Genomic DNA, 26,184 nt, shown 5'->3' on the forward strand with positions numbered 1-26,184 from the left:
AAAAAGGCTCTAAGTCAAATCGTGTTGTTTTCATTAAATCACTGAAAGGAAATGCTTCTGCGTTTCCTTTTTTCTTTTTGTTGTGCGCTGTATACCTTGAGGATATTCACTGGTGGCGTACACTTAAATAGTAATATATTGTGTTACTTTATGTCTGTGGTAATAGTTATAGTTGCTTACCAATGTATGTTCATTTTTCGAAATGTTGACTTCATAATCCTTGGCTTAATGTTTGAATTTTTTTGGTGATAGATTTTTTCAGCCGTATAAAATAAATCGTAATTCTATTATAGAGAGTTGTGATTATAAAAAGATAGCAAGAAAAAAAAAGAAAGTTTCTATACATTTTAAATATTTTATTCCTATTTCTATTGCTAAAAAAGTAGAAATTCTATATTTACCTTTAACTCTCGCTTCTCTTGCAAATGTAGTTAGCATTTTAATCGATAATAAACTCAGGTAGTTATATTACCTTGAAATGATTGATAATTTTGTCACTTCTATTTTTTTTGCAATAAATTTTTTATTTTAGTGAAAAATAAGAAACTATTTCTTTGAAGGCGATAAGTTAGAAAAATATTATTGTAGTCTTTTCTTTATTAGGAATCATCACTGTTGTATCTTATTACCTTTTCTGTTTTTCTTATTAGAGAAAAATAATTTGAGAGGTAGATAGTTTTTATTGGAGGAAGTAATTATGTATATTTTTGAAACAAAAATTTTTCATTGCAATAATTGCAACAAAGAAATTTCATCGGGGGAAGAGGTTTGGACAAAAATGGAAATTTCCGCCAAAAGTAACTGCTCCTCAACTGAAATCAATTAAAGAACTAGAATTTGAGAATGCACTGGTAATTTGTATGACATGTACTGATGAAGTATTTCGAAAACATTTTTAAAGGTTGAGATGTATATAGATTTAACCAATCATTTATCTCTCTCGGAAAAGGAATATTAACTAACCAGCGGGTTATCAAAAATAGGTAGGAAAACTGTACTTAATGGCTTATTTCGCGCTGATTATGAGAATATCAGTCTGTTTGATTAATTTTTAGGGTTCAAAATACAGAGACAAACTCCAGGTCGGGTTTCGCCACAAGCGAATTACGGCTCTTTGTCAATAAGGACTGATGGGTTGTACAAAATCAAATCTGGGTCAGAATGAACCTCATTCTGGCTCAGATTTTTTGTTATCTTACTTTGATTAATTGATTGATCAAAAAGATTCTAATTCTCATGTTCTCAAATGATTTAAATCCGTAGGATACTCGTTTCATTGTCTTTATATGGGTATTCTTCGCTTCTATTTTTCCATTGGTGTAAGGATAGATCATCGCGTTGGTGATGCCTTCTTCATAGGTCAGAAGGTTTTGGAGCTTTTCCCGAAAGCCGTCATCTAACGTTTCGGGAAGTTCTGCCAATAAGGAGAAAAATAAGTCAGGGTCTTTGTCTCGAAAGGCTTCAACTAATTCATGAAAATAGGGATACGCCTCCTTCAGGGACGTAGAAAAGCCAAGCAATCGATCAATCATCATCGCTTCCGTAAGAAATGGGTATTTTGGTGCTCGAAAACTTTTCCATGTTTTGTATTCATAATGGTTGATGTTTGCACGATTTTTTAGCAAAAAGCGCCAGTTCTTTTTCAGTTTTTCTGCCTGACTTTTCTGTCCTACTTTACGAAGTTCATTCATTTCACGGATACGCAACTCATTAAAGGCTTGATTCATGTGTTTGATAATATGAAACCGATCAATCACTACTTTCGCATTTGGCAGAATACGTTTGGTAAGCTGGAAGTAGGCGGCGTTCATGTCTGTGACTAAAAATTTTACTTCTTCAGGATTAGCGCAGCCTAAGAAATAGCTTGTTAATCGAGGCAATTTACGCGTAGGCAAGACATCAATTAATTGTCCTGTTTCGCCATCTGCGCAAATAAAGCTCATTTTATCTTCTATGGAAGCGTGCGAACGAAATTCATCAACCATCAATACTCTGGGGAGAATCCTCTTAGATTGCTTTGGTAAGTAGCTTTTAAACTCTTTCAACGTACGAATAACGGTGGTCAAAGATACCTGACAATTTTTCGCAATAAAAGATAAAGATACTTTTTCAGTCAGTAAAGAAGCAATTTTATATCTGACATGATTCGCGATTGAATGTCTGGGTTGAACAAAATAACTTTGAGCCGTCCAATGGGTTCGACAGTTTTTACAGGTATAGCGCTGCTTTTTTAAGCGCATAACCAAAGGCATGTGATTGTATTGTTCAAAGCGGACAATCGTTTCCTTCTTCCCATTTTTCACTACAATTACTTTCCCGTTTCCATCTACCACAGTAGAACCACAATTTCTACAGGTATGGGGAGCAGGTGAGAAAACAGCATCGACGATCAACGTCTTTTTCTTCTGAAAGGTCTCGTAAGAGACCTCTGTAATCATCAAATCTTTCTCTATTAATCGCAGCATTTTTTTGATAGAATCATTCATATAGCATATCGTCCTCTCAGTTGTTTATTTTGTCGTGATTTAATCATACTAGAGAACGATATGTTTTTTAATACCTAAAATAAAAATTGGGCTGAAGAATCAATTCTGATTCATCAGTCCCATAAATTATAGAGCCCGAATTACCCGATCTGGAGTTTTGTCTATTGCAGGAAGGCGTAGCCGGACTGCAGGAATAAAGCCCCCGGTTCTAACAGGGGGCTAACAAAGAACAGGAAACTGTGACAACTACCCATTGGGGAGTGTCCTAGCAGTATTTTCTTTGTCACGTGCTTATCAATTTTGTCACCTCATTTTGATGATGGATACGCTGCATTTAACAGGCGTTCTTTCTCGACTTCCATCACGAATGGTAGATAAAGATATTGCTGTTCTAGTAGATATTGATTGTCCTCTGTGTACTGATAAGAAGCGGTTTCTTCTGAATAGACCAACGGGGCAATTCGCACATCGCTGGTCAATTGATTAATTGAGTATAGAAGGATGGCTTTCTCACCTAGTTCCTTGGGTAAATGTTTCCCAAAATAGGAATAGGATTTTTGATTTGCTAAATAGACGAGTATGCGATCCACACTAAAGTTGGAGAAGGTAAAGGGCATCATGTGCAGAATATGATTTTGATTATCATGTTGCAAATAGAGCTGGGCTTCCTTACCAAAATTAGTTGAACCAAGATAAAGCTGCTTTTTTTCATCGATACATTGGAAAGTAAACTGGTCTTGTTCAGTTGGTGGAATGAGATTTGTAATAAAAAATTCAATCATTCGATCCATTTCTTTTTCACTAACAAGGTCAGCGTGTTTGATTTCGTCTACTATGAGACCTTCAATCTTAGGATCAAGCTTACCTGCCTTTTTTTGGAGCATTTCTAAAATGTATTGATTCTCTTGATCACCATACAAAAGATATTCATTGGTGACATGACCTATCTCTGCGATTTGGTGAAGGGTTTCGGTTTTTGGAAGGTTGATCCCACGTTCCCAGTTATTGACTGTACTTCGCGGTAAATCACCAATTAGTTTGCCAAATTTCTCCATACTCAACTTTAATTCTTGGCGAATCTGCCGAATTCGATTGCCGACTGCTTGCTTGTCTATCTCCATGAAAACTCCTCCTCAGGATAAGTTCTTAAATTTAGTATACGTGTGTACTTAAAAAAAGTCAAAACATATTGACTTAAAATAAATACAGGCGTACAATAAAAATGTACTTAAAATAAGTTCAATAGGTTCTTTGACAAGTAAATAGCAGAAGGAGGTTTGTCGATGAACCAAGTTAATCAACATGATCTCGGTGAAGCCATTCGAGTTTCTCGAGAAGAAAGGGGGTGGACACAACGATATTTAGCAGAAAAAGTGGGGATTTCGAGATAGTTATTATCGAAAGTAGAAAAAGGAACGAGACAATTAAGTGAAGAAAAATTGAATCTTGTGTTGGATAGTTTGCAAGAAGAGGTCGTTCCAGTTAACCGTGTTTTGATTGATTATCTAACCATTCACTTTTTCTCGAATCAACATTTAAAGCTAATTGAAGAGATTATTGAAATGCCCATTGAACGTTTTGAGGAACTGGATTATGCGCCAAAGGGCTATATTGGCCAATACGTGTGGAATCAAGTAATCACGATTCGGTATTCCATTGACGATGCGGTTAAAGGAACTGTGATGGAGTTTTCAGGTCAAGGCTGTAAACACTTAGCAAGATGGCTAAAAACACGAAAAACAAATTGGCAACAGTTTTTTCGTAAGGTATTAGATTATCAGGGGAACTTTACACGGATTGATTTTACTTTAGATGATTTTGTGGGGAGTCTCAGCATTCCAGAACTTAAGCATAAGGTAATACTAGGCCATGTGTGGACCACTTTTCAAGTGAGTGAATCTCATGGCGGTACGGATATCATAAACAATGAATCAAATGGTGAGACCTTGTATTTAGGCTCAAAGAAGAGTCAGTGTCGTTTTTGCTTTTATCAGAAGGACCATGAACAACGGAAGCGACGAGGAATTCCTTTAGAAGAGGCAAAAGTAAAGAATCGCTTTGAACTACGGTATCGAAAAGAGAAAGCGCAAAGCTTGGCAAAGATTATTTCAAAAACCCATGATTTAACCAAACTGTTCTTTGAGTTACTTAATGGAGCAATTTGTTTTTATGACCGTGATCCAAATGATCTAGGTGCAAAAGTTGATGCCAAATGGGCAGCCTTTATTAGCAATTATGGCGCAATCACCATTTCTTTAGATACAATTCCTCAAAGTTTTGAGAAAACTATGAGTTGGTTAATTCATGGTGTTTCACCATCATTAGTTTTTATTGCACAGGTCGATCAAACGTTTCATTCTTCCTTGTTGCCTTTGATTATTGAACAAGGAGAAATGAATCCAAGACAGATCAAACTTCTCCAAAATATGAAGGCAGACCCGGAGTATTATCAGGAGGAGGTTGAGTATTATGAACGAAAATTACAAAGTATATCAAATGAGAAAACAAGCTACTAAAAAAGCAAAGTACTGCTTACACAACAAGTTGTGCAACGTACTCCGCCTCGACAAGACGAGTATAACACAACCATCGAATGAGAAACAATAGATTATAAAGAGGATTATTTTAAAAGGAGTAAAGAATCAGGAGGTGAGAGAATGGAAACAAAATGTGATTTCATGGTAAATCGTGCAATTTTGATAGAGATGGGCTTTAAACCTAGTCAAGCTGCACGAATGATTAAAGAGAGCAAGGCATATCTTGCAAGGATTGAAGGTATTGATTTTTATAATAATCGCCAAGTTGGTGTGGTGCCATCCCGAGTAATTGAACATCTTTTTCACATTCAAGTTGCGGAATAAACAGTACAAGCGCGGTACTATTAAAGTAGCTTTTCTCAAGTACAGGGAGGAATGGAACGATGCCAAAAATTAAAAATATTTACCAAGATAAAAAGACAAAAAAATGGTTCTTCCGAGCGTATCTAGGTATAGATGAAAATGGAAGAAAGGTTCAGAAGACTAAACGAGGTTATGCTTCACAAAAAGATGCCAAAATTGCTTATGACAAGTACATGGAAACACATGATTTTAACAAGACAATTCCTAATCAACTGTGTTCTACCAATCAAATGACTTTCGAAGAGTTTTACAAGGATAGGTTTGTAAAATGGTACGAGAGACAGGTCAAAAGTCAAACATATGAGAATGCGCAATTCATTTTCGAAAAGCGTATGCAGTTTTTCTATCATTTTCGTGTTCGAGATATTACAAGTCACGATATTGAGGATTGGTTATTTGAACTAAGCCAGACAGAGTCACGTAATTCACGGAAAAAAGTTAATGGCGAAACGTTATCAAAATCTTATATCAATCGGATTCGAGGGCACCTAAAAATTGTATTGGATCGGGCTGTTAAAGAGGGGGTGATTGCTAAAAATCCCGTTGAAGATGTTTCTTCGCTTCCTTCTGAGAATAAGAAAGTTGAGTTTTGGGAACACAGTGAGTTTCAAAAAGTGATGAATGAATTGAAGGATGATAAGATTCAAACCCACCATCGGAAGATTGTGTATGAAATGCTCTTTTATACTGGCATTCGGATTGGAGAACTTGAAGCTTTGTCTTGGTCGAATGTAGATTTTGAGAAAAACACGATAACGATTGAGAAGACATTGATTTATAATACAAAAGATGATTGGTACTTTTCGACTCCCAAAACTAAATGTGCTTATCGAACGATTGGGTTGGGGAAGAAGCTTTCCTTAAAACTCAGACAGTGGTATGACTTGCAAAAACGTATTGGAAATTTTGAATATGTTGCTCAGTTGGACGGAACATTTACGCCACCTTATTCTTTTGCGAACTGGTTAAAAGAAGCTGCTAAAAAAGCGGGTGTCAAACCGATTAAGCTTCACGCGCTACGACATTCTCATGTTGCATTTCTAATTGAGCAGAATATTCAACCGCTATCTATTCAAGAACGATTGGGCCATGCGAATATTCAAATCACTTTAGGAACTTACGGTCACTTATATGCAAAGTCAGATCAACAAGTGGTAAGTGCGATTGATAATGTTCAAGAGGGCGCTATTCTTTCAAAAAATGACAATTTATTACCAGTCTGAGTTTTCCACGGTTCTACCATAAGACAAATAAATGCTTTTGCACCAGTGTTTTCAGTCGAATTGCTCCTGTTCAAGATGTATCGGAAATAGCGAGAAAATAAGCAAATTTGCATAACTATAATAAAAAGGACTTAGTTTTGATGGGAAATTTTTCAAAATTAAGTCCTTTTTTATGTGGTTGAAACGGGTATGATCATTTTAAGGAAGTGATCTAAGATGAAAGGACGACTGAACAATTATCATATTAGAAAAGCTTTATTGTATTCCACAAACAAATTACTAAGAATAACAAATTAGTTTTTGTTTGTTCTTATTCCCTATTGACTTTTCTTTCAAACATGCTATTCTAATTTTATTCTAATAGTATCCGATGAGAAGGAAAGTAGACAGAAAATGGTTCAAGAGAGGCTTTGGTTGGTGTAAAAAGCTAGAAGTTGACTGTCGAAAATGGCCTTAGAGGATTTTTTGTCGAAAGGTAGGCAAAAACGAACAGTCTTTCGTTACCAAGACCACTGATTTTATTGTCAGGCTGAGAGAAAGAATGTTTTTTCTGAAAAAAGGTGGTACCACGAGTATAATCGTCCTTTTACTAGTATTTGCTAGTAAAAGGATTTTTTTTTACAAAAAACAAAGAAAAGAGTGAGTGAAATGAGCAAAAATAGACCATTTACAGTAGATCATGTCGGAAGTTTCTTACGCCCGCAATCGATCAAAGAAGCAAGAAAAAAAGTTCAAGAAGGCTTACTTTCAAAAGAAGAACTTCGTGCAATCGAAGACCAGGAAATAAAAAAATTAGTGGAAGACCAAAAAGCAGTCGGCATCAAAGGAATTACAGATGGTGAATTTCGGCGTGGATTTTGGCATCTTGATTTTTTAGAAGAACTAAATGGTATCGAAGGCTATGTTCCAGAAACTGGATATAATCAAACATTCCACGGAAAAGCAGCACCAGCTTATAATATTCGGGTAGTAGATAAATTATCTTTCAATCCAAATCACCCATTTTTAAAAGATTTTGCTTTTCTGAAAGAAGTAGTGGAAACAGATGATACTTTTGTTGCAAAAGCAACGATCCCTAGTCCCACGATGATTTTACGACAAGAGATCCTATCTAATGATGGTTCTTCAAAAATCAAGGAGATTTATCCTGATCTATCTGATTTTTATGAGGACTTGTCCTCTACTTACAAAGCAGCGATTCATGCTTTTTATGAAAAAGGTTGCCGTTACCTGCAATTCGATGATACAAATTGGGCGTTTCTAGCTGATCAAACTAAAAGAGAAGCACTTCTTCAAAAAGGAATTGATCCGAAAGAAATGGCCCATATTTGTACAGAGATTATCAATAACGCACTGGAAGACAAACCAGAAGATTTGACGATCACAACACATATCTGCCGCGGGAATCACGCTTCTTCTTGGCTGTTTTCCGGTGGATATGAACCCATTGCAGAAGAGTTGTTTTCAACAAATTATGATGGTTTCTTTTTGGAATACGATTCTGACCGAGCAGGAGATTTTACTCCTTTAAGACATTGGAGTAACAAAGAAAGTAAAGTTGTTTTAGGATTAGTTACTTCTAAGTTTCCAGATTTGGAAGATACGGAGAAAATAAAAGAACGAATAAAAGAAGCACAACAATTTGTACCATTGGAAAATCTAAGTATCAGTCCTCAATGTGGGTTTGCTTCAACAGAAGAAGGAAACCATTTAACAGAAGAAGAACAATGGAAGAAAATCCAATTATTGCAGCAAGTCGCAAAAGAAGTTTGGCTATAAAAATGTGAGGCTTGGCAAAAAAAAGCGTCCCAAAAAGTCGGCTTTTCATGGAGTGGAGAAATCCACTCTTTTTTATTTACCTTTTATATTATTTATTTGTATTATTTGTCAAATTAAGCGAGACAAAACTTTCCATTTACGTAACTCAAAAAAACTTCTAATGGTGTTTGGTAATTTAGTGATTTTCTAGGGATATGGTTTCTTTTGGACGCAACGGATGAGATGAATCCTTGATTGACTTGGTTGAATTCCATTTCTTTTGGTAGTCCATCTTTTCGGAGGAGTCCGTTTGAATGTTCATTTAATCCCCGTTGGGAAGGCGTTCCTGGGTCTGCGAAATAAATATCAATATCATTCGTATTACTAATACTTTTCCAATTAGAGAATTCTTTTCCACAATCAAAGGTAATTGATTTGAAAAGATTTTTGGGTACGGATTGAAGCCATTCATTAATCGAATTTTCAATATCAACTGCCTTACGGCCTTCTGGTTTCAAGGCGATAATGGCTTTTGAAAGTCGCTCAACGAGTGTGATGACGGCACTTTTATGGTGGATGCCGACAATCGTATCACCCTCTAAATGTCCAAATTCTTCTTCGAAAACGACATAATCTTTTTTACGTTCAGAAATATTTCTTTTGAATGCCTGTTTTCCACGTTTTTCCTTATAACCATTTGGTTTTCGTTTTCCTTGCATCGGTAAATGTAAAACATTGAATTCTCCCGTCTTAAACCGGCGATAGAGGGTACTTACTGAACAAGAGAAGGTTCGCTCTGCACGGCCAATAATGACGTCTGGGGTCCAACCTTCAGTTGATCTTTTTTCAATGTATTCTTTTTCCTCAGCAGGAAAAATGATTTCGGTTCTCCCACAACGTCGCTTATTTTCTTTGTATTGTTCAAAGTATTCAAGTGCTGTTCCACCACATTTGAGAAAGTTATAGACATTGTAAATTGTTTGGCGTCCACGTTTAAGCTGCTTCGCAACGATAGCAACCGGAGTTTCTTGATGAAAATATGCTTCTATCATTACAAGCTCGTTTGGTGTAAGATGGGTATAAGTCATTTATGTTCACTCTCCTTGTATGCTTTAGCGGGTATTACAATTTGAGTGTAACATAAATGGCTTTTTTATTTGTCTCGCTTAATTATACAAACGGCGCAATAAAAACACTAATAAAGGATAGTACAGTATAATAAAAAATAAAAGGTATCTGGTACGAAAATCAACTAGATACCTTTTTTGTGTTCTTATTTTTTTGTTATTTTATAAAAAATAGAGATCTCATGTTAGAAAACCTAACATATGCAGTTGACAATATTTTTTTTAATTGGTACACTTTAGCCAACTTATAAAACGAAAGGGGACGTCTGATGGGAGAAAAGGAATTGCGCCGATCTATGTCCGTATTTCCAATTGGTACAGTTATGAAGCTGACTGATTTGTCTGCTCGGCAAATTCGCTATTATGAAGAACAAGATTTAGTTCATCCGGAACGAAGCGAAGGAAACCGACGTATGTATTCGCTGAATGATATTGATATGTTGCTTGAGATTAAAGACTATCTTTCAGAGGGATTGAATATGGCTGGGATCAAACGTGTATACGAAATGGCACAGGCGAAAAAACAAGAAGCAAAAAACAAGAAGCCGTTGACAGATCATGACGTTCGACAAATTTTTCGTGATGAGATTTTGGCGCAAGGTGGGTTAAGCAAAACAGGTCATTATCAGTCGCAAGGATTGCAAAGACAATTCTTTGACTGAATAAATTAAAAAAGGAAGAGGGATACCATGGTAAAGAAACAGATAACAGGTGAAGAAATCAAACGAATCATTGAGGAAGAAAACGTACGATTTTTACGATTGATGTTCACAGACATCTTAGGTACGATCAAAAATGTAGAAGTTCCAGTGAGCCAGATCGACAAAGTATTAGAAAATAAAATGATGTTTGACGGTTCTTCGATTGAAGGATTTGTTCGAATTGAAGAAAGCGATATGTATTTGTATCCAGATCTCTCCACTTGGATGATCTTCCCGTGGGAAAGTGCTCATGGAAAAGTTGCTCGTTTAATTTGTGATATCTATAATCCGGATGGGACACCATTTGCCGGCGATCCTCGCGGGAATTTGAAACGAGCATTGAAAGATATGCGCGACCTTGGTTTTACCTCTTTCAATTTAGGACCTGAACCAGAATTCTTCTTATTTAAATTAGACGAAGACGGTGGGATCACAACGACCTTGAATGATAAAGGTGGTTATTTTGATTTTGCACCAACAGATTTAGGTGAAAATTGCCGCCGTGACATCGTGTTGGAATTAGAAAGTCTAGGCTTTGAAGTGGAAGCTTCACATCATGAAGTAGCGCCAGGACAGCATGAAATTGACTTTAAATATGCAGATGTGGTAGATGCTTGTGATAATATCCAAACCTTCAAGCTCGTTGTCAAAACGATTGCACGCAAGCATGGACTTCACGCGACTTTCATGCCGAAACCGTTATTTGGGATCAATGGTTCTGGTATGCATTGCAATATGTCTTTGTTCAATGATGAAGGAAATGTTTTCTATGATAAAGACGGTGAATTGGAACTAAGTGAAACAGCTTATCATTTCTTAGGTGGTTTGCTGAAACATGCTCGTGCCTACACAGCCGTTTGCAATCCAACAGTCAATTCTTATAAACGTCTCGTTCCAGGTTATGAAGCGCCTGTTTATGTCGCATGGAGTGGCCGTAATCGTTCGCCATTAGTACGTGTACCAGAATCTCGCGGTTTATCCACACGTTTGGAATTGCGGTCAGTTGATCCATCTGCAAACCCATACTTGGCAATGGCAGTATTGTTGCAAGCAGGACTAGACGGTATCCGTAATCAGATCACACCGCCAGCAGCTGTTGACCGTAACATTTATGTAATGGATGAGGAAGAAAGAGAAGCTGCACATATCCAGGACTTACCTTCAACTATCCATAATGCTATCAAAGAATTGCGTAAGGATAATGTAATGATTGACGCATTAGGACAACATATCTTCTCAAATTTTGTTGAAGCAAAACGTCTCGAATGGGCGGCATTCAGACAAACTGTTTCCGAGTGGGAAAGAGAACAATATCTAGAACTTTATTAAAACAGGAATACCGTGAATTAGAGGCTGTGAAATCAGCGTTTTGACCTGAGTATTAGAGAAACTAACGGAAAAATAGTTCCTCATATTTTGCCGTTTTTTGAGCTAATACCGAGGGTCAGCTGATTGAACACCGTTTAGTGGAGAGGTTGTGAAAAAGCTGCCCTGCAACAAGTAATAAGAATAGCCAAGCAAAAACAGCTTTTCTTGTTTTTGAATTGGCTGAACTTATTACCGCAGATGCAAGCTTTTGAACACCGTTTACCAAGAGGTTTTGAAAAAGACGTTTAGTTTCGAGTATTAAGAAAAATTTTGTGAAAATGGCTTTCTACATTTTTGCATAAATTTGGCTTAATACCGAGAAACTGGCTTTTGAATACCGTTTATCCAGAGGTTGTGAGCCTACCATTTAACTCCGAATCACAAGAAATAATTTCAAAAACAGCTTCTCATGTTTGATGGATATTGTGACTTGTGACCGAGGAGTTGGCAGGAGAACACCGTTTATTTAGAAATAAGGAGGCACGACTTTTGTCGCATCTCCTTATTTTTTACTTATGTGATTCGTTACCTTCAATGAATCCCTACAAGGCACTTTTGTTGAAAAAAAGGTCATCTTTGAAAAAATTAGTGGAATTGTTTTGTTTTTGATATTATTTAATAGAAAAGATATGCCAAAAATCCGAGAACTGTGGACTACGTTTTTTACGTAAAGGAGGTAAATAAGGGTGAAAGAAAAAGATTGTTTCTACGATAAGCTATATAAACTGTTGCTGCAAGTAGGAAAAAGTAGTTCTTTGTTAGGTGGGATATTATCTATCATAATGTTTGTTTTATTTTTTTATCTATTATTTCACTTAAAATTTTTCAGTAACGATTTTCTGATTTGCTTAGGTTTAACGTTAGCTATGTTTATATCAAGCTTATTATGTGGGTTAAATTTTTTTTGCACTCATAAAGGACTTAAGAAATAATTTCTCAAAGGATATCGAAAAAGAAAAAATTGTAAGCGGATAGTATTCATTTGAGTACTTGACTTTCCCTTAGTCAGCTTGTATTATACACCTTGGGCACCCTTTTAGAGGGTCAGAAGTTTACAGAATTTCGGCTCCCTATTCTTATTGAAGAATAGGGAGCTTTGTTTATTGTCTGAGACTTTTCCTGCACATAAATTAAAAAGGAGTTTTTGAACTTATGACAAAATATATTTTTGTGACCGGCGGTGTCGTTTCATCAATCGGAAAAGGGATTGTTGCAGCTTCTTTAGGACGCTTATTGAAAAACCGCGGCTTAAAAGTAACTATCCAAAAATTTGATCCATACATCAACGTGGATCCGGGGACGATGAGCCCATATCAGCACGGAGAAGTATTCGTAACAGATGATGGTGCTGAAACAGATTTGGATCTGGGCCACTACGAACGTTTTATTGACATCAATTTGAACAAATACTCCAACGTGACGACAGGAAAAATCTATTCTGAAGTTTTGCGTAAAGAACGTAAGGGCGAATACTTGGGAGCAACTGTTCAAGTTATTCCTCATATTACAAATGAGATCAAAGAAAAAATCATGCGAGCAGCTAAAATGACTGATTCAGATGTGATCATTACAGAAGTAGGGGGAACAGTAGGGGATATAGAATCTTTGCCATTCCTTGAAGCACTTCGTCAAATGAAAGCAGATGTCGGTACAGATAATGTTATGTATATCCATACAACATTGATTCCTTACTTGAAAGCTGCTGGAGAAATGAAAACTAAACCAACGCAGCACAGTGTAAAAGAGCTACGTGGTTTAGGTATCCAACCGAATATTTTGGTGGTACGTACAGAGCAACCTGTTTCTCAAAGCGTGAAAAACAAATTGGCACAATTTTGTGATGTCGAACCAGAAGCAGTTATCGAGTCGCCAGATGTAGATACACTTTACTCCATCCCATTAGTTTTACAAGCACAAGGAATGGATCAAATTGTTTGCGACCATTTAAAACTAGATACACCAGAAGCAGACATGACAGAATGGAAAGAATTAGAAGAACGTGTCTTGAACTTGAAGAAAAAAGTACGGATTGCGCTTGTCGGTAAATATGTCGAGTTACCAGATGCATATATCTCAGTAGTTGAAGCATTGAAACATTCTGGTTTCGCCTATAATTCAGACATCGAGATCGATTGGATCAAAGCACAAGAATTAACGAGAGAAAATGTAGAAGAACGTTTGAAAGACGCAGATGGAATCTTGGTTCCTGGTGGATTTGGTGATCGCGGAGTAGAAGGGAAAATCGAAGCGATTCGTTATGCTCGCGAAAATGACGTTCCGTTTTTAGGTATTTGTCTTGGTATGCAGATGGCTTGTGTCGAATTTGCACGTAACGTCGTTGGATTAGAAGATGCGTCATCAGCTGAAACGAATCCAGATACAGCAAACAATATTATTGATTTAATGGCTGATCAGGAAAACATCGAGAATTTGGGTGGAACTTTACGCCTTGGATTATACCCATGTAAAATCAAAAAAGGAACGAAGACGGCTGAAGCATATGATGGAGCCGATGTTGTGCAAGAACGTCACCGTCACCGCTATGAGTTCAATAACAAATATCGTCAATTGTTTGAAGAACAAGGGCTAGTCTTTTCAGGTGTCTCACCAGATAACCGTTTAGTAGAAATCGTAGAGCTGCCAGAGAAAAAATTCTTTGTGGGATGCCAATTCCACCCAGAATTGATTTCTCGTCCAAATCGCCCGCAAAAATTAATCAAAGCATTTGTCGGAGCATCATTAGCAGATCACGAAACAAAATAATTTTTGAACTTGATAGAAAGAGAAAAGTAGCAAGAGAAGGGGATAAGCAATTTTCTTGTCACTTTTCTCTTTTTCTGATTTGTTATTATTTGTAGGAAAAAAGATAGAAAGCAAAAGACTTTTTTCGATTAAAGCGCTATTGGATATTTTATTTTTTGCAAAAAACTTCTTGAAAATTTTCATTTTCATTGATTTTAGTAGAAAACTACCGAAATGTTTGGTAAAATAGGGTCGTTGGTTAAGAATTGTCTTAACAAATTTAGTTTTACAAAACTTAGGAGGAATTTTATTATGCCAGTAGTATCAGGAGCTGAATTTTTAAAAGCTGCTCGTAAAGGCGGTTACGCTGTCGGCGGATTCAACACAAACAACTTGGAATGGACTCAAGCAATCCTTGAAGCGGCTGAAGCAAAACAAGCACCAGTACTTATCCAAACATCAATGGGTGCAGCTAAATACATGGGTGGTTACAAAATCTGTAAAGATTTAATCACTGATTTAGTTGAAGCAATGAACATCACTGTTCCAGTTGCTATCCACTTAGACCATGGTGATTACGAAGCTGCTTTGGAATGTATCGAATTAGGCTATACTTCAGTAATGTTCGATGGTTCACATCTACCATTTGAAGAAAACTTGAAATTAGCTAAAGACGTTGTTGAAAAAGCACATGCAAAAGGTATCTCAGTTGAATGTGAAGTTGGTTCAATCGGCGGAGAAGAAGACGGAATCATCGGTAACGGCGAATTAGCTGATATTGAAGAATGCAAACAAATGGTTGCTACAGGTATCGACTACTTAGCTTGCGGTATCGGTAACATCCATGGTCAATATCCAGAAAACTGGAAAGGATTAGCTTTTGACCACTTACAAGCAATTGCTGATGCTGTAGGTCCAGACATGCCTTTAGTATTACATGGCGGATCAGGTATTCCTCAAGATCAAATCGAAAAAGCTATCTCAATGGGTATCTCAAAAGTAAATGTTAACACTGAATTCCAATTATCATTTGCTGCAGCTACTCGTAAATATATCGAAGCTGGTAAAGATAAAGAAGGTAAAGGATTCGACCCTCGTAAATTATTAGCTCCAGGTAAAGCAGCAATCGTTGAAGATGCTAAATCTCATATCGACTGGTTCGGTTCAGCTAACAAAGCGTAAGCATCCACATAACAGATACGATATATAGGAATGGAGAACGACTTTTGAAGTCGCTCTCCATTCTTTTTTACTTAAAACGGCAGACCATGCTCGTTTCTTTTTTTTATCTATGATAAAATACAAGCATATCCATGAAAAAAGATTAATAAACAAGGTGGAAACAGATGAAAAAAATCGTAATCAAAGGAAACCGACCTTTAGCTGGTGAAGTAACGATCAGCGGTGCAAAAAATAGTGCAGTCGCATTGATTCCAGCTGCAATCTTAGCTGATTCCCCAGTGATCTTGGAAGGTGTGCCGGACATACAAGATGTTCATTCATTAATTGAAATTTTAGAGATCATGGGCGCAACTGTCCATTTTTCCAACAACATACTAGAAATCGATCCTCGAGAAGTCGTATCGATTCCGATGCCGCACGGAAAAATCAATAGTTTGCGTGCTTCTTATTATTTTATGGGAACACTGCTTGGTAAATTTGGCGAAGCGGTAGTAGGCCTGCCAGGTGGCTGTTATTTAGGCCCTAGACCGATTGACCTACACGTCAAAGGATTTGAAGCTCTAGGTGCTGAAGTGACAAATGAACATGGTGCCATGTATTTACGGACAGAAAATAAAGGATTGCGTGGCAATCGGATTTTCATGGACGTGGTTTCAGTCGGAGCAACGATCAATGTGATGTTAGCTGCTGTAAAAGCAAAAGGACAGACAGTAATTGAAAACGCTGCACGAGAACCGGAAATCATAGATGTGGCAACTTTACTGAATAATATGGGGGCAAAAGTTCGAGGAGCGGGTACAGATGTGATCCGTATCGAAGGAGTCGAAACATTACATGGCTGTCGGCATTTCATGATTCCTGACCGCATCGAAGCAGGAACCTATCTAGCATTAGCAGCTGCAGTAGGAAATGGTATCAAAGTGAAAAATGTGATCTTTGAACATTTGGAAAGCTTTATAGCAAAATTGCAGGAAATTGGTGTCCATATGAAAATCAGCGAAGATGAAATCGAAGTTTACCCCTCGAAAGAATTAAAACCCGCAAACATCATGACCTATCCTTATCCAGGATTTGCCACAGATCTGCAGCAGCCACTTACTGCGTTACTATTGATGACTACAGGCACTTCAGAAATCATCGATACGATCTATGCGAAACGTGTGAACCATGTGCCGGAACTAGCACGAATGGGCGCTGATATTACCGTGGAAGGAAATATGATCATCGTGAATGGTCCAAATAAACTTCACGGCACAGAAGTCGTGGCTTCTGATCTTCGGGCAGGTGCTTGTTTAGTGATTGCTGGACTATTGGCAGAAGGGACAACGACGATTTACAATGTAGATTATATCTTACGCGGTTATGATCATATTATCGAGAAACTAACAGCCTTAGGGGCATCAATTGAAATGATAGAGGAAGTGGGAGCTGAATGAGCGATTATTTGACAATGGCAGAACTAGAGAACAAAACGTTAAAAGAAGTTTATAGTTATGCCAAAGAATTTAAAATTCCTTATTACAGTAAGATGAATAAAAAGGAATTATCTCTAGCTGTGATTCGTGCACAAGCAGAGAAACAAGGATTTTATTATATGGAAGGAATATTGGATATCGTTGGTCAAGATGGTTACGGTTTTTTACGGCCAATCAATTATGGACCAAGTGCAGAAGATATCTATATTTCTGCCTCACAAATCAGACGATTCAGTTTGAGAAATGGGGACAAAGTGGCAGGAAAAGCCCGTCCACCTAAAGAATCGGAACGTTATTATGGTTTGATGCACGTGGAAAGCGTTAATGGAAAAGATCCGGAAGAAGCAAAAGAACGTCCGCATTTTCCAGCCTTAACACCTCTTTATCCGCAAAGACAGCTTCAACTGGAAACAACACCGCAAAGACTATCTACCCGAATGATCGATATCTTTTCTCCAATCGGTTTTGGTCAGCGTGGATTGATCGTCGCACCGCCAAAAGCAGGGAAAACTTCTGTATTAAAAGAAATCGCAAATGGTATCACCGAAAACTATCCGGAAGTAGAATTAATCGTTCTACTGATTGATGAACGACCGGAAGAAGTAACGGATCTAGAACGAAGCGTGAAAGGCGACGTGGTATCTTCTACATTTGATCTGCAGCCGCAAAACCATACTCGAGTTTCTGAATTAGTATTGGAACGCGCAATGCGTTTAGTCGAAGATAAACGAGATGTCGTTATCTTGATGGATAGTATTACTAGACTTGCTCGGGCCTATAACTTAGTCGTTCCACCAAGCGGACGTACATTGAGTGGCGGGATTGACCCAGCCGCATTGTATAAACCTAAGAAATTTTTCGGGGCAGCAAGAAACATCGAAGAAGGTGGCAGTTTGACGATTTTAGCGACCGCTTTAGTCGATACAGGAAGCCGTATGGATGACGTGATCTATGAAGAATTCAAAGGAACTGGAAATCTAGAATTACAACTTTCACGTGAATTATCTGAACGTCGGATCTTCCCAGCCATCGATATCAAAAAATCAGGTACCCGAAAAGAAGAATTATTGATGCCAAGTGAAGAATTAGAAGAAATTTGGAAACTTCGAAAAAATATGACTGGAGATTCATTAGAATATACGGAACAACTGATCCGCTTTTTGCGTAAAACAAAAAACAATCAGCAATTTTTCAAAGAATTTCAAGATGTCTCCTTTGGTAAAAAAAATCCGACCAGAAATCTGAAAAGATAATTGCAACCTTGACTGAAACATGTTAAGATGTTAATGTTGTAAATCGACAAATCAACTCTGGTTCAGCAAATGGAGCAGGGCAAAGGAGCGAAAAAATCATGAAAGAAAACATCCATCCAGATTACCACCCAGTAGTATTCATGGATTCAACAACTGGTTTCAAATTCTTGTCAGGTTCAACAAAAACTTCACAAGAAACAGTTGAATGGGAAGACGGTAATACATACCCAGTCATCCGTGTCGAAGTAACTTCTGACTCACATCCATTCTACACTGGACGTCAAAAATTCACACAAGCAGACGGACGTGTGGACCGTTTCAACAAAAAATACGGTCTCAAAGACGCAAACGCTGCGGAATAATAAAAACGCTGATAACTCAACGTTTAGCAGACTATCTGATAGGGATAGTCTGTTTTTTTATGTTTTTTGCCAATTTAAAACTTCGTTTGATGCTGAAAAAGTCGTAGGATCATAATGCACAAAACAATGAAAAACTAGTATATAGTTTTAATTATCCACTTGATAAAAACACCTTATATTAACGAAATGAAGAGGGGTTATTTCGAAGTAAAAAACCATTTACCTAAAATTAGAAGCTAAGCTTTCCTTTCAAGGAAGGCTTTTTGTTTTGTTATAGACTTGCGATTGTTTGTGAGCTAGATCGTTCATTTTAATGACTTATACACGCGGATGATGGGTCTTTTTCCTCTGTTCATTCATAATATTGAACGGTACAGCTAGCGATGCTATACTGACCTCAGTTCCAAGAAAACGTTAACATTTTTTGTGGGGGAGAGGTTTTTTATGAGGTTTGATCAATTGATCGCAGAAGAACTGATTGTTTTCGATCCATCGATAGATTCAAAAGGATCATTATTTGAGCGAATAGGGGATGTGTTGAAAAAAACAAATAAGGTAAGAAATGTTCAAAAAGTCGTTAAGGCACTATTCAAACGAGAGGAGGAGATCTCCACAGGAATAGAAGATGGATTTGGGATTCCCCATGCAAAAAGCAAATATGTGACAAAACCAGCACTGTGTTTTTTTCATACAGCCAAATTAACGGACTATAGCGGGATAGATGAAATGCCAATTGAATATATTTTTGCCATCGTAGTTCCTGAAAAATCAGCAGATATGCATCTAGAGATTCTCAGCACACTCTCCAGACGATTGATGAATGCAGATTTTAGAAAGGGAATAAAAGAAGCCACTACGCCAGCAGATATCATCAGACAGATTAGTCAAGAATGAAAATAGTAGAGTCTTTGTCCGAGTATCGATAGTGAAGAAAAAGGAGGAAAATAATCATGAAAATCGTTGGTGTAACTGCTTGCCCGACTGGAATTGCTCATACTTATATGTCGGCAGAAAAATTAGAAGTAACAGCAAGAAATCTAAACCATCAAGCAAAATTCGAAACACAAGGTGTAAAAACAGAAAATCAGTTATCTGAACAAGAAATCAAAGAGGCAGATGCAATCATTCTTGCAGTAGATAAAGAAATCGAATTGGACCGATTTGCCGGGAAAAAAGTAAAGCGTGTCTCTACAAGCCGAGCAATCAAAGAACCGCAAGTAGTAATAGACGAAGCATTGAGAGATATTGGCGTATTCGTTGTGTCTAATGAAAAAGAACCAGCTGCAAATGAGAAAAAGCCGACAATCTATAATCATTTCATGAATGGTGTGAATTACATGCTTCCATTTGTGATCGCAGGCGGAATCATCATCGCACTGAGTTTTGCCTTTGGGATTACAGCGGCTGATCCCAACTCAGCAGACTATAATGTGTTAGCAGCTGCATTTTCAAGGATCGGAGGAGATACAGCGTTTGCCATGATGGTTCCTGCGTTAGGCGCGGGGATTGCTACATCGATTGCTGGAAAAGCAGGTTTTGCCCCAGGAATTGTTGCCGGATTACTGGCCTCTACAGGTGGTTCAGGTTTTCTTGGCGGAATGATTGGTGGCGTGCTAGCAGGGTATATCTGTGATTTTCTGGCAAATAAAATTAGCGTAAAAAAAGAATTTTCTGCTATTTATCAGCTGATTGTCGTCCCCTTTTTATCGATCTTAATTATTGGGCTTTTGATGGTATTTGTGATTGAACAACCGATCACATGGGTGTTGGATGCTTTGACAAATTGGCTGAATAGCTTGGGAAATACATCCGGGCTATTGTTCGGATTACTTATCGGGATCATGATGGCAGCTGATATGGGTGGGCCGATCAATAAATCGACTTCGACTTTCTCGATCGGTTTGATGTCAGCTGGAGTAAATGCACCGATTGCTGCTTGTATGGCTGCAGGAATGACACCTCCCCTAGGTATTGCTTTAGCCACTTTATTATTCAAACATAAATTTACCAAAGAAGAACGGACTTCAGGTCAATCATGCTGGATTTTAGGCGCTTCGTATATTACAGAAGGTGCTATACCGTTTGCGGTATCTGACCCGATCCGCGTGATACCTAGTTTGATGACAGGTTCAGCAGTCGCTGCAGGGATTTCCATGGCAGTAGGAGTTACTTCAATGGCACCTCATGGAGGGATTTGGGTGATGCTAATTCCAAATGTTATGAACAATTTACCTATGTATGTCTTGGCAATTGCATCAGGTACAGTCACTACAGCCTTTATGCTTGGACTATTGAAAAAAACAGTGAAAGAGAAAAAACAAGACAAGTGGACGAAAAATGAAAATCTAACAAATGAGGTGGAAGCGTAATGTTATATACAATGAAAGAGTTATTGAAAGTGGCTAAAGAGAATCAATTTGCAGTACCAGCCTTCAATATTTGCAGCTATGATATGATGAAAGCAATCATCGAAGAAGCAGAGAGATTAGAAGCACCAGTAATCTTAGAAATTCATCCTGATGAAATCGCCTATTTAAGTGATGAGTTTGTTGCGGCAGTAAGAGCCTATGCTTATACAAGTAAACTGCCGATCGTTATCCACTTGGATCATGGCGGTACGATAGAAGATGTCTTACGGGCGATTCGAAACGGCTATTCTTCCGTGATGATCGATGCGTCTTTGAAATCATTCGACGACAATGTACAGATTACGAAAAAAGTGGTTGCGTTAGCTCATGCGGTAAATGTCTCAGTGGAGGCTGAGCTTGGAACGATTGGGAATAATGGTTCTGCTGAAGGAGGTGCTGAAACAATCATTTATACAGATCCTGATCAAGCGAAGATTTTTGTGAAAGAAACAGGAATCGATACACTTGCTGTAGCAATTGGAACAGCGCATGGCTTGTATCCGAAAAACAGAACTCCAAAATTAAATATCGACTTACTGAAAGAATTGAACCAACAAATCGATCTTCCATTTGTTTTACATGGCGGTTCAGGTAATCCGGACGCAGAAGTCAGCGAAGCAGTAAAATACGGAGTTGCCAAAGTGAATTTGAGCTCAGATCTTAAAAGCGTCTTTTTCAATGCTTTGAGAGAAATATTGAGTGAAAATCCATCGATGTACGAGCCGAATGCAATTTATCCAGCAGCTAATAAAAAGGTACAAGAAGTGGTCAAACATAAAATGGAAATTTTGAACACAGTAGGCAAGGCTAGTTTATACTAAAAATAAAAATGTGTGGTCAAGAGGGTATGACAATAGTCTTGTCATACCCTCTTAACCACACACGATGTTCAGAAGTAGTTTTTTCGAAAAATTTCTTCTTATTTCTCGAAGCCAATCACTTCTGTCACAACCTCTTTTTTCCTGTTACTATATAAAGTAAATGGGGTGATTTTATGTTGAATGAAGTGGAGAATAGACAGCAGGAGATTGTGAATTATCTAAAAAACAACCAATTTGCAAGAGTCACCGATTTGATCGAGTTAGTAAATTATAGCGAAGCCACGATTAAACGTGACCTTGTTTTTCTGGAAAAAAGTGGATTGATCCGTAGAGTTCGCGGTGGCGCCATGCTTATTGACAATCGAAAAATTGACGTGCCTTACCTGATGAAGATCACCAAATTAGAAGAAGAAACAGAAAAACGTAAGATTGCAGATACAGCTTCTTCTTTGATTCGAGATGATATGGTCTTATTCTTGGATTCCAGTACAACCTCTTTACACTTAGTCAGAAACCTAGCAAGATTTGATGGTTTGCAGATCATTACGAATGGCATCGTCACAGCTGCTATGTTGAGTGAATATACAACGGCAAAAGTATCTGTATTGGGAGGGGCAATTGTTCCGAAACGAGCAACAATCAACGGTTCAAAAGCCTATAACGATGCATTGTCATATTATGCGGATTTAGCGATAATGAGTTGTCGCGGGCTAGATTTCAGCCAAGGAGTAACAGAAACTCATGAAGGAGAGGCAATGGTCAAAAAAGCTTTTAGAAAACAATCAGACCGGCTTGCCGTTTTAGTTACACAGCAAAAAATTGCACATAAATTCATGCATCAAGCCATTGCTTTTCATGAAATCGATTATCTGGTGACAAGTAAAGAACTGACAAAAGAACAGTATGCGAAAGTAAAGGAACACCATATCGAATGTCTGTACGGATAAATTATTACGTGAATGTTCTAAGTGGCTTCCTCATTTTTAGATAGGACCTTATCTTTGCTCGCTTCTCTCAGCCGATGGTATAATAATGAAAAGGTTATCTTGTTAGATAATCTTACTTTTTTATCCAGGAGAAAGGAGTGCAGAAAATGAAACATGTGAAGGCGTTGGTAGTGAAGGCAATCATGATCTGGGCGATTCTGTGGGTCGTGCTGACAGGTTTATACGGTGTTAGCTTTATGGATTCAACGATTGTTGGGGTAATTATTGTAGTCATGATCTATGTGCTAGGGGATCTGTTGATCTTACGTAAAGTAGGGAACATCGCAGCGACGATCGCAGATGCTGGTTCAGCTGCAGTTATCTTGTGGCTCTATCTATATTTTATGAATGATACAGTCGATATTTGGATGAAAGTATTGATTCCTGCTCTATTGATCGGTGTGGCAGAATGGTTCTTCCACAAGTGGTTGCTAAGTCAAGGCATCGTACCAGATGAACGGAAAATGGAATAAATCAACAGTTAAACTATTCTTATCGATAAATGAAAGCTTTAAAAATAAATAGATGTTTAATTAAGAATAATCATAAACTATTTTTACTCAAAAAACCGCTCAGATTATTTTCAGATCTGAACGGTTTTTTTTATCTATTCATCAAGATCAAATTTCATTTTTCAATGATTCAATCAATTCGCCCTCTGCTTCATGACTATGTTTTCGGCCATTAACAAGATAGAGTGCTGTACATATCAATGGAATGACTCCGGCAATCACATACAATCCTCTAAATGAAGTAAGAGATTTTAGCATCCCCATCAAATAAGGACCAACGCCTAAGCCTAGGTCTAAACCAATAAAGTAGGTAGATAAAGCAATACTGATTCGATGTTCGCGGACGATTTTTAAACAAACAGCCTGTCCATTTGACATAAACGTACCATAACCTAGGCCGACTAATGCTCCAGAGATAAGCAATGTCACACTATTCGTCGTTACACTCAGTAAAAATAATCCTGCTGTTAAGAATAAATAGCTAGGATACATCACGTATTGTTCTCCTTTGACATCGAAAATCCTTCCAGTCAATGGACGTGTAAATGTGATGACCAAAGCATATACGACGAAGAAAAATGACCCAGCAGCAACTAAGTGGATTACTTTTGTATAAGAAGATAAAAATGATAAAACACTTGAATAAGAAAGACCCATCAAAAAGGCAATTCCTGTAATGAAAAGTGCTTTCTTTTCAATAAAACTATTGATATTCCATGAGCGAAGAGATATTTTTTGTTCTTCAGATAATGGAATATTTTTTACAGGAAAGACAAGGCAGGCAATCGTAACAAAGAAGACCAGTACAATTGAAAACCAGATAATGAAACGAAAATCAGTCATATTCAGCAAAATCATTCCTAAAAATGGCCCAACAGCGGCAGCTAAACTAGTACTTAATCCATAATAATTGATGCCTTCCCCTTTTTTAGATGCAGGGATATATGCAGTAACGATAGCATTTGTAGCTGTAGAAACTGTACCGTAGCCGAATCCATTCAAGAATCGAACTAAATACAATGCCCCGATAGTTGGCGTATAAAGATATGCTAATGTTGAAAGGAGATAGAAGATCGCGCCGCCTCTTAAGGTAAACTTCCGACCAAATAGTTCTAACTGTTTCCCCATGAATAAGCGTGCCAGCAATGTTCCGATGATATAGATCCCAGAAGCAAAACCTGCTTGGCTCAAGCTGGCGTGTAAGGTGTCTTGCGCAATGACTGCCATGATGACCATCAACAGATAATAAATCAGGTAGACAATAAAATTGATCAATGTGATTCCAATAAAATATTTATTAAATAATTTCTTTTCCATGTATGTTATACATTCCCCTTAAGCTGAATATGCTTTTAATTTTTGTATTTGAACTTCTACATCGTGATAATTGGATGGATAGCGATCAACAAGTTGGCGAATAAATAAATCTCTTGTAGACATAAACAGATTTAAAAATTCTTCGCATTCGTTTGTTGGATTCTCATCCACTGCTTTGATCAATTCGATCGAGTTTTGATACGCATCATTTAAAAAGACTAAAGAAGCTTTCATATCAAATCTTGTTTGATATGCTGTTTCTAATCGATTAATGATTGTGTTCATCCAGTAATTCATGTTTTTTCCCTCTATTCTTAAAAAATTTTACTTCTGCAGTATAACGAATAAAAAAAAGGAAAAAAATCGCATAAGTGATGGAAAAAGGTACTTAACAAATGTTAATATCATTAGTAAAATACCTTTGGACTTTAAAAAGTTTTAAAGTACTGTATGATCTTTTTAGATGAAAGTTTGGATGGGGGAGCATCATTGGATAGTAGAGTCTTAAAGGAATATTTGGATAAAAATGATTTTCCGATTATACGCAAAGGATATCATAAATATTTGACATTCGAAGGGATGGAAGATTCCCATACGTATATCTTGAAAGAGGGAACGGTAAAAGCAAGTGTTATTTCAAATGATGGGAGAGAATTTAACCTTCGCTATATCAAAGATCTTGAAATCGTCTCTCTTTTAAAAGACGAATATTCACAATTCATCGATTCGCCGTATAATATTCGAGTTGAATCAGAATATGCAGAGTTTTATCGAATCAATCGTGTGCGCTTTTGGCAAAATATCAACCAAGACCCAAAGCTACAACACTATGTAAAAGAGTATTACCGCTATCGTCTGCTTTATTCGATGAAAAAAATGCAGCAAATGCTATTAAACGGAAAGCTGGGAGCTGTTTGTACGCAACTTTACGAATTATATGATTTATTCGGTGTGCGGACAGAAGAAGGGATGCTGATCGATTTTTCGATCACGAATGAAGAAATCGCCAAATTTTGTGGCATCTCAACTGCTAGCAGTGTAAACAGAATTTTAAAACAACTGAAAAAAGATGGTATTATCACCGTTAAAGACCATCATATCGTTATTTTGAATATGGACTTGTTAGAAGACAATATTATCTTTTGATGAACAAAGAGGTTGTGAAATCAGCGTTTTGACCTGAGTATTAGAGAAACAAACGGAAAAATAGTTCCTCATATTTTGCCGTTTTTTGAGCTAATACCGAGGGTCAGCTGATTGAACACCGTTTACCAAGAGGTTGTGAGCCTGCCGTTTAACTCTGAGTCACAAGGAACAATTTCAAAAAACAGCTTTTCATGTTTGATGAATATTGTGACTTGTGACCGAGGAGTTGGTAGGAGAACACCGTTTACCAAGAGGTTGTGAAAAAGCTGTTCTGCATCAAGTAATAAGAAGAGCCAAGTAAAAACAGTCTCTTATGTTTTTAACTTGGCTGGACTTATCACCGTAGATGTAAGCTTTTGAACGCCGTTTATTTGCAACAAAAGGGGCTGTGACACGATTTTTGTCACAGCCCTTTTT

At 37.4% G+C, this 26,184-nt stretch carries 28 protein-coding genes and 1 other annotated feature; of the genes, 22 read left to right on the plus strand and 6 right to left on the minus strand.

Annotation, left to right across the window (positions count from 1 at the left end):
- The first annotated feature begins 51 nt into the window (after positions 1-51).
- The 3 genes from ACIFUW_RS03075 to ACIFUW_RS03085 all read left to right on the plus strand — a co-directional run bounded on the left by ACIFUW_RS03075 (position 52) and on the right by ACIFUW_RS03085 (position 899).
- A complete protein-coding gene (locus ACIFUW_RS03075) occupies positions 52-249 on the plus strand; it encodes an accessory gene regulator B family protein (protein ID WP_071868827.1) in 198 nt (65 codons plus the stop codon).
- The gene (locus ACIFUW_RS03080; protein ID WP_002320737.1) at positions 233-463 is read left to right on the plus strand and encodes a hypothetical protein; all 231 of its coding nucleotides are present in this window, start codon (positions 233-235) and stop codon (positions 461-463) included. Before ACIFUW_RS03075 ends, ACIFUW_RS03080 begins: the two co-directional genes overlap by 17 nt.
- Positions 464-707: 244 nt before the next feature.
- A complete protein-coding gene (locus ACIFUW_RS03085; protein WP_002304272.1) occupies positions 708-899 on the plus strand; it encodes a hypothetical protein in 192 nt (63 codons plus the stop codon).
- Between the two features lie 291 nt (positions 900-1,190).
- Here the strand turns inward: ACIFUW_RS03085 and ACIFUW_RS03090 are convergent, their stop codons facing one another.
- Together ACIFUW_RS03090 and ACIFUW_RS03095 are read right to left on the minus strand one after the other, a co-directional pair.
- Positions 1,191-2,486: an ISL3-like element ISEfa5 family transposase gene (locus ACIFUW_RS03090; protein ID WP_002297185.1), complete on the minus strand. Its 1,296-nt coding sequence runs from the start codon at positions 2,484-2,486 to the stop codon at positions 1,191-1,193.
- Positions 2,487-2,794: 308 nt separating this feature from the next.
- The gene (locus ACIFUW_RS03095) at positions 2,795-3,607 is read right to left on the minus strand and encodes a helix-turn-helix domain-containing protein (RefSeq protein WP_002287017.1); all 813 of its coding nucleotides are present in this window, start codon (positions 3,605-3,607) and stop codon (positions 2,795-2,797) included.
- A gap of 162 nt (positions 3,608-3,769) precedes the next feature.
- Between ACIFUW_RS03095 and ACIFUW_RS03100 the strand changes: the two genes are divergently transcribed.
- From ACIFUW_RS03100 to ACIFUW_RS03120, 5 genes are all read left to right on the plus strand, one after another.
- Complete coding sequence (locus tag ACIFUW_RS03100) at positions 3,770-3,877, plus strand: helix-turn-helix domain-containing protein (protein ID WP_002305412.1); 108 nt, start codon at positions 3,770-3,772, stop codon at positions 3,875-3,877.
- A 57-nt stretch (positions 3,878-3,934) separates the two neighbouring features.
- On the plus strand, positions 3,935-5,002 hold the full coding sequence (locus tag ACIFUW_RS03105; RefSeq protein WP_002320736.1) for a replication initiation factor domain-containing protein: 1,068 nt from the start codon (positions 3,935-3,937) through the stop codon (positions 5,000-5,002).
- Between the two features lie 141 nt (positions 5,003-5,143).
- Positions 5,144-5,347 (plus strand): DUF3173 domain-containing protein, encoded by a 204-nt coding sequence (locus tag ACIFUW_RS03110; RefSeq protein WP_002296936.1) that lies wholly within the window; start codon positions 5,144-5,146, stop codon positions 5,345-5,347.
- A gap of 59 nt (positions 5,348-5,406) precedes the next feature.
- A complete protein-coding gene (locus ACIFUW_RS03115; RefSeq protein ID WP_002287015.1) occupies positions 5,407-6,609 on the plus strand; it encodes a site-specific integrase in 1,203 nt (400 codons plus the stop codon).
- Between the two features lie 361 nt (positions 6,610-6,970).
- Positions 6,971-7,198: a binding site (T-box leader), on the plus strand.
- A 59-nt stretch (positions 7,199-7,257) separates the two neighbouring features.
- Positions 7,258-8,388 (plus strand): 5-methyltetrahydropteroyltriglutamate--homocysteine S-methyltransferase, encoded by a 1,131-nt coding sequence (locus ACIFUW_RS03120; RefSeq protein ID WP_002287014.1) that lies wholly within the window; start codon positions 7,258-7,260, stop codon positions 8,386-8,388.
- A gap of 113 nt (positions 8,389-8,501) precedes the next feature.
- Here the strand turns inward: ACIFUW_RS03120 and ACIFUW_RS03125 are convergent, their stop codons facing one another.
- The gene (locus ACIFUW_RS03125; protein ID WP_000222572.1) at positions 8,502-9,455 is read right to left on the minus strand and encodes an IS30 family transposase; all 954 of its coding nucleotides are present in this window, start codon (positions 9,453-9,455) and stop codon (positions 8,502-8,504) included.
- A gap of 308 nt (positions 9,456-9,763) precedes the next feature.
- On the opposite strand from ACIFUW_RS03125, the gene ACIFUW_RS03130 reads away from it, so the two are divergent.
- The 4 genes from ACIFUW_RS03130 to ACIFUW_RS03145 all read left to right on the plus strand — a co-directional run bounded on the left by ACIFUW_RS03130 (position 9,764) and on the right by ACIFUW_RS03145 (position 14,326).
- Positions 9,764-10,156: a MerR family transcriptional regulator gene (locus tag ACIFUW_RS03130; protein ID WP_002287002.1), complete on the plus strand. Its 393-nt coding sequence runs from the start codon at positions 9,764-9,766 to the stop codon at positions 10,154-10,156.
- A 27-nt stretch (positions 10,157-10,183) separates the two neighbouring features.
- Entirely contained in the window at positions 10,184-11,524 is a 1,341-nt protein-coding gene (gene glnA, locus ACIFUW_RS03135; RefSeq protein ID WP_002287001.1) for a type I glutamate--ammonia ligase, read from the plus strand.
- A gap of 725 nt (positions 11,525-12,249) precedes the next feature.
- Positions 12,250-12,495, plus strand: a complete 246-nt coding sequence (locus tag ACIFUW_RS03140; RefSeq protein ID WP_002326505.1) for a hypothetical protein — start codon at positions 12,250-12,252, stop codon at positions 12,493-12,495.
- A 220-nt stretch (positions 12,496-12,715) separates the two neighbouring features.
- Positions 12,716-14,326: a CTP synthase gene (locus tag ACIFUW_RS03145; RefSeq protein WP_002286999.1), complete on the plus strand. Its 1,611-nt coding sequence runs from the start codon at positions 12,716-12,718 to the stop codon at positions 14,324-14,326.
- Here ACIFUW_RS03145 and ACIFUW_RS03150 read toward each other — a convergent pair.
- Complete coding sequence (locus ACIFUW_RS03150) at positions 14,303-14,515, minus strand: hypothetical protein (protein ID WP_002294058.1); 213 nt, start codon at positions 14,513-14,515, stop codon at positions 14,303-14,305. The two genes, ACIFUW_RS03145 and ACIFUW_RS03150, sit on opposite strands and share 24 nt — an antisense overlap.
- 102 nt (positions 14,516-14,617) lie before the next feature.
- On the opposite strand from ACIFUW_RS03150, the gene ACIFUW_RS03155 reads away from it, so the two are divergent.
- From ACIFUW_RS03155 to ACIFUW_RS03195, 9 genes are all read left to right on the plus strand, one after another.
- Positions 14,618-15,487, plus strand: a complete 870-nt coding sequence (locus ACIFUW_RS03155; protein ID WP_002294057.1) for a class II fructose-bisphosphate aldolase — start codon at positions 14,618-14,620, stop codon at positions 15,485-15,487.
- A 164-nt stretch (positions 15,488-15,651) separates the two neighbouring features.
- Positions 15,652-16,923 (plus strand): UDP-N-acetylglucosamine 1-carboxyvinyltransferase, encoded by a 1,272-nt coding sequence (locus tag ACIFUW_RS03160; RefSeq protein ID WP_002294056.1) that lies wholly within the window; start codon positions 15,652-15,654, stop codon positions 16,921-16,923.
- The gene (gene rho, locus ACIFUW_RS03165; protein ID WP_002290332.1) at positions 16,920-18,215 is read left to right on the plus strand and encodes a transcription termination factor Rho; all 1,296 of its coding nucleotides are present in this window, start codon (positions 16,920-16,922) and stop codon (positions 18,213-18,215) included. Before ACIFUW_RS03160 ends, rho begins: the two co-directional genes overlap by 4 nt.
- Positions 18,216-18,313: 98 nt before the next feature.
- Positions 18,314-18,577, plus strand: coding sequence for a type B 50S ribosomal protein L31 (locus ACIFUW_RS03170; RefSeq protein WP_002290330.1), 264 nt, complete (start codon positions 18,314-18,316; stop codon positions 18,575-18,577).
- A gap of 444 nt (positions 18,578-19,021) precedes the next feature.
- Positions 19,022-19,471, plus strand: a complete 450-nt coding sequence (locus ACIFUW_RS03175; RefSeq protein ID WP_002296225.1) for a PTS sugar transporter subunit IIA — start codon at positions 19,022-19,024, stop codon at positions 19,469-19,471.
- Positions 19,472-19,527: 56 nt separating this feature from the next.
- On the plus strand, positions 19,528-20,946 hold the full coding sequence (locus tag ACIFUW_RS03180) for a PTS fructose transporter subunit IIC (protein ID WP_002289225.1): 1,419 nt from the start codon (positions 19,528-19,530) through the stop codon (positions 20,944-20,946).
- Positions 20,946-21,806 (plus strand): ketose-bisphosphate aldolase, encoded by an 861-nt coding sequence (locus ACIFUW_RS03185; RefSeq protein WP_002289226.1) that lies wholly within the window; start codon positions 20,946-20,948, stop codon positions 21,804-21,806. Before ACIFUW_RS03180 ends, ACIFUW_RS03185 begins: the two co-directional genes overlap by 1 nt.
- A gap of 173 nt (positions 21,807-21,979) precedes the next feature.
- Positions 21,980-22,753 (plus strand): DeoR/GlpR family DNA-binding transcription regulator, encoded by a 774-nt coding sequence (locus ACIFUW_RS03190; RefSeq protein WP_002289227.1) that lies wholly within the window; start codon positions 21,980-21,982, stop codon positions 22,751-22,753.
- 146 nt (positions 22,754-22,899) lie between these two features.
- On the plus strand, positions 22,900-23,265 hold the full coding sequence (locus tag ACIFUW_RS03195) for a DUF2512 family protein (RefSeq protein ID WP_002289228.1): 366 nt from the start codon (positions 22,900-22,902) through the stop codon (positions 23,263-23,265).
- Positions 23,266-23,412: 147 nt separating this feature from the next.
- On the opposite strand, the gene ACIFUW_RS03200 is transcribed toward ACIFUW_RS03195, so the two are convergent.
- Both ACIFUW_RS03200 and ACIFUW_RS03205 read right to left on the minus strand, forming a co-directional pair.
- The gene (locus ACIFUW_RS03200; RefSeq protein WP_002294047.1) at positions 23,413-24,621 is read right to left on the minus strand and encodes an MFS transporter; all 1,209 of its coding nucleotides are present in this window, start codon (positions 24,619-24,621) and stop codon (positions 23,413-23,415) included.
- Between the two features lie 18 nt (positions 24,622-24,639).
- The gene (locus tag ACIFUW_RS03205) at positions 24,640-24,918 is read right to left on the minus strand and encodes a hypothetical protein (RefSeq protein ID WP_002289230.1); all 279 of its coding nucleotides are present in this window, start codon (positions 24,916-24,918) and stop codon (positions 24,640-24,642) included.
- Between the two features lie 192 nt (positions 24,919-25,110).
- On the opposite strand from ACIFUW_RS03205, the gene ACIFUW_RS03210 reads away from it, so the two are divergent.
- The gene (locus ACIFUW_RS03210) at positions 25,111-25,767 is read left to right on the plus strand and encodes a Crp/Fnr family transcriptional regulator (RefSeq protein ID WP_002289231.1); all 657 of its coding nucleotides are present in this window, start codon (positions 25,111-25,113) and stop codon (positions 25,765-25,767) included.
- The last annotated feature ends 417 nt before the right edge of the window (positions 25,768-26,184 follow it).

The organism is Enterococcus sp. PLH-Efm8, assembly GCF_053011625.1.

What these genes read in the sequence shown, in the direction of transcription:
- ACIFUW_RS03075 (WP_071868827.1), top strand. Translation starts at nt 52, where the DNA reads ATGCTTCTGCGTTTCCTTTTTTCTTTTTGTTGTGCGCTGTATACCTTG.
- ACIFUW_RS03090 (WP_002297185.1), bottom strand. Translation starts at nt 2,486, where the DNA reads ATGAATGATTCTATCAAAAAAATGCTGCGATTAATAGAGAAAGATTTG.
- ACIFUW_RS03095 (WP_002287017.1), bottom strand. Translation starts at nt 3,607, where the DNA reads ATGGAGATAGACAAGCAAGCAGTCGGCAATCGAATTCGGCAGATTCGC.
- ACIFUW_RS03100 (WP_002305412.1), top strand. Translation starts at nt 3,770, where the DNA reads ATGAACCAAGTTAATCAACATGATCTCGGTGAAGCCATTCGAGTTTCT.
- ACIFUW_RS03110 (WP_002296936.1), top strand. Translation starts at nt 5,144, where the DNA reads ATGGAAACAAAATGTGATTTCATGGTAAATCGTGCAATTTTGATAGAG.
- ACIFUW_RS03115 (WP_002287015.1), top strand. Translation starts at nt 5,407, where the DNA reads ATGCCAAAAATTAAAAATATTTACCAAGATAAAAAGACAAAAAAATGG.
- ACIFUW_RS03120 (WP_002287014.1), top strand. Translation starts at nt 7,258, where the DNA reads ATGAGCAAAAATAGACCATTTACAGTAGATCATGTCGGAAGTTTCTTA.
- ACIFUW_RS03125 (WP_000222572.1), bottom strand. Translation starts at nt 9,455, where the DNA reads ATGACTTATACCCATCTTACACCAAACGAGCTTGTAATGATAGAAGCA.
- ACIFUW_RS03130 (WP_002287002.1), top strand. Translation starts at nt 9,764, where the DNA reads ATGGGAGAAAAGGAATTGCGCCGATCTATGTCCGTATTTCCAATTGGT.
- glnA (WP_002287001.1), top strand. Translation starts at nt 10,184, where the DNA reads ATGGTAAAGAAACAGATAACAGGTGAAGAAATCAAACGAATCATTGAG.
- ACIFUW_RS03145 (WP_002286999.1), top strand. Translation starts at nt 12,716, where the DNA reads ATGACAAAATATATTTTTGTGACCGGCGGTGTCGTTTCATCAATCGGA.
- ACIFUW_RS03150 (WP_002294058.1), bottom strand. Translation starts at nt 14,515, where the DNA reads ATGAAAATGAAAATTTTCAAGAAGTTTTTTGCAAAAAATAAAATATCC.
- ACIFUW_RS03155 (WP_002294057.1), top strand. Translation starts at nt 14,618, where the DNA reads ATGCCAGTAGTATCAGGAGCTGAATTTTTAAAAGCTGCTCGTAAAGGC.
- ACIFUW_RS03160 (WP_002294056.1), top strand. Translation starts at nt 15,652, where the DNA reads ATGAAAAAAATCGTAATCAAAGGAAACCGACCTTTAGCTGGTGAAGTA.
- rho (WP_002290332.1), top strand. Translation starts at nt 16,920, where the DNA reads ATGAGCGATTATTTGACAATGGCAGAACTAGAGAACAAAACGTTAAAA.
- ACIFUW_RS03170 (WP_002290330.1), top strand. Translation starts at nt 18,314, where the DNA reads ATGAAAGAAAACATCCATCCAGATTACCACCCAGTAGTATTCATGGAT.
- ACIFUW_RS03175 (WP_002296225.1), top strand. Translation starts at nt 19,022, where the DNA reads ATGAGGTTTGATCAATTGATCGCAGAAGAACTGATTGTTTTCGATCCA.
- ACIFUW_RS03180 (WP_002289225.1), top strand. Translation starts at nt 19,528, where the DNA reads ATGAAAATCGTTGGTGTAACTGCTTGCCCGACTGGAATTGCTCATACT.
- ACIFUW_RS03185 (WP_002289226.1), top strand. Translation starts at nt 20,946, where the DNA reads ATGTTATATACAATGAAAGAGTTATTGAAAGTGGCTAAAGAGAATCAA.
- ACIFUW_RS03190 (WP_002289227.1), top strand. Translation starts at nt 21,980, where the DNA reads ATGTTGAATGAAGTGGAGAATAGACAGCAGGAGATTGTGAATTATCTA.
- ACIFUW_RS03195 (WP_002289228.1), top strand. Translation starts at nt 22,900, where the DNA reads ATGAAACATGTGAAGGCGTTGGTAGTGAAGGCAATCATGATCTGGGCG.
- ACIFUW_RS03200 (WP_002294047.1), bottom strand. Translation starts at nt 24,621, where the DNA reads ATGGAAAAGAAATTATTTAATAAATATTTTATTGGAATCACATTGATC.
- ACIFUW_RS03205 (WP_002289230.1), bottom strand. Translation starts at nt 24,918, where the DNA reads ATGAATTACTGGATGAACACAATCATTAATCGATTAGAAACAGCATAT.